Source organism: Bathymodiolus heckerae thiotrophic gill symbiont, from assembly GCF_900128515.1.
Lineage (GTDB): Bacteria > Pseudomonadota > Gammaproteobacteria > PS1 > Pseudothioglobaceae > Thioglobus_A.
On sequence record NZ_FQTP01000156.1, the window covers coordinates 1 to 2,262 of the forward strand.

A 2,262-nucleotide genomic window follows, 5' to 3' on the forward strand; every position below is an offset into this window, starting at 1 on the left:
TGCGTTCAAATCAAGAGAAAAATACTTAATTATTTCTCTAAATTTCTTCTCTGAAATACGGGAACGATTTACATACTTGTTTTTTTACTTTCATAACGGTACTTTAACATGATTTTAAATATGCTTGGGTTGTCATGACCCTTAATTTTTTTTTAAAAACCATCTGTTCATGGTGGTTTTTTGCTAAACTTTCCCTCTGCAGTATTTAATTAGATATTGTATTTTTTATTAATCTCAATGAGGAGAAGTTTTATGAATCAATTATTAAAATTGTCTGCTGTATCGTTATTAACGATCGGTAGTTTTAGCGTTCAAGCAGGGTTATTCCATAGTGACACTTTAAAAGATGTACAGGCTAAAGGTAGCTTAACATGTGGCGTATCTACAGGTACACCTGGTTTTTCTAGTCCTGACTCAAGTGGCAATTGGACTGGTATTGATGTTGATGTTTGTCGTGCAGTTGCTGCCGCTACATTAGGTGATGCTAAAAAAGTGAAGTTTGTACCATTAACGGCTAAAGAGCGTTTTGTTGCATTATCATCTGGTGAAATCGACATGCTTTCACGTAACACTACTTGGACTCACACTCGTGATACTTCATTAGGCCTTACATTTGCTGGCGTAAACTACTATGACGGTCAAGGCTTCATGGTTAAGAAAGCATTAGGCATTAACAGTGTGAAAGAGCTAGATGGCGCTTCATTTTGTATTCAAGCAGGAACAACAACTGAGCTTAATTTAGCTGATTACTTCCGTTCAAATAAAATGAAATTTAAAGCGGTTACTTATAATACTTCTGCGCAAACCAAATCTGGTTTTGAAGCGGGTCGTTGTGATGCATTAACTTCAGACGTATCTCAGCTTGCTGGCCTTAGATCAACACTTAAAGATCCTTCATCTGCTGTAGTTTTAGGTGACGTTATCTCTAAAGAGCCTTTAGGTCCGGTTGTTCGTAAGGATGATAACACTTGGCTTAATATCGTTAGATGGTCACTTAACGCAATGATTGAAGCAGAAGAGTTGGGTGTTACTTCAGCTACTATCGATGATGTTTCTACTAGTCCTGGTATCCAGAGATTACAAGGAAAATCTGGCAAGCTTAATGAAAGCTTAGGTCTTAGCAAAGATTGGTCACGCAATATTATTGCACAAGTAGGTAACTATGGCGAAAGTTTTGAAAGAAACATCGGCATGTCTACGCCAATTCAGCTTCCACGTGGTATAAACCAGTTGTGGATTAAGGGCGGTATCTTGTACGCTCCAGCGTTTAGATAGAGTCTAAACTAAATATAAAACGGCTAACTCAACAAAGTTGGCCGTTTTATTATTGAGGTTTTTTGTGTTTACAAAACTAAAATCACTACTATATAACAACGAAGTTCGAGCAATCTTATTTCAGGTGTTAGCTGTTGTTGTTATTGCTTATTTTGCTTATCAAGCGTTTGATAACATGATGCTTAATATCGAGCAAAGAGGCATTAGAAGTGGTTTTGGTTTTTTAAATGATGAAGCTGGTTTTGCGGTTAATGATAATTTCTTTTTGGAATATTCACCAGCATCAACCAATCTTCAAGCGTTTTATGTTGGTATTGTTAATACTTTAATTGTTGCAATAACCGGTATATTTTTTGCAACAGTTCTAGGTCTTATTGTTGGTATTTCACGCTTATCCAGCAATTATTTGATTAGAAAGATGGCCACCGTGTATATTGAGATTTTTAGAAATATACCAATATTGCTTCAAATTCTATTCTGGTATTCAATAGCACTTAGTGCCTTTCCATCCCCTAAAAATAGTATCAATTTCTTTGATAGTATTTTCCTAAATTCAAGAGGCTTGTACTTGCCTAAGCCTATTATGGAGGGTGAGTTCTATTTTGTACTTGCAAGTCTTGTTGCTGGTATTGTTGGCTATATTTTTATTAAAAAACATAGTAATAAGAAGCATGATGAAACAGGCGTGGTTACTAATACCATTCCACATTTTTTAGGTCTGGTTGTGCTGCTGCCGATTGTAGTCTATTTAGTTTCTGGTGCGCAATTAGAATATCCAGCACTAAAGGGTTTTAACTTTAGAGGCGGTACAGACTTATCTATTGAGTTTTTTGCTTTAGCCTTTGCTTTGAGTATTTATGCCGCTACTTATATTGCTGAAGCTATTCGCTCTGGCATTGAGTCTGTAGATAAAGGGCAGAAAGAAGCAGCAGCAGCAATGGGTTTAACACAGACACAAGCACTAAGACAGGTAGTATTGCCACAAGC

The 2,262-nt window shown here is 36.4% G+C and carries 2 protein-coding genes; both read left to right on the forward strand.

What is annotated here, in order from left to right:
* The first annotated feature begins 252 nt into the window (after positions 1–252).
* Complete coding sequence (locus BTHERMOSOX_RS10540) at positions 253–1,275, forward strand: amino acid ABC transporter substrate-binding protein (protein WP_138121099.1); 1,023 nt, start codon at positions 253–255, stop codon at positions 1,273–1,275.
* 64 nt (positions 1,276–1,339) lie between these two features.
* Positions 1,340–2,262: amino acid ABC transporter permease (locus BTHERMOSOX_RS11955; RefSeq protein WP_138121100.1), on the forward strand; the 923-nt coding region annotated here is incomplete at its 3' end.

What these genes read in the sequence shown, in the direction of transcription:
- BTHERMOSOX_RS10540 (WP_138121099.1), top strand. Translation starts at nt 253, where the DNA reads ATGAATCAATTATTAAAATTGTCTGCTGTATCGTTATTAACGATCGGT.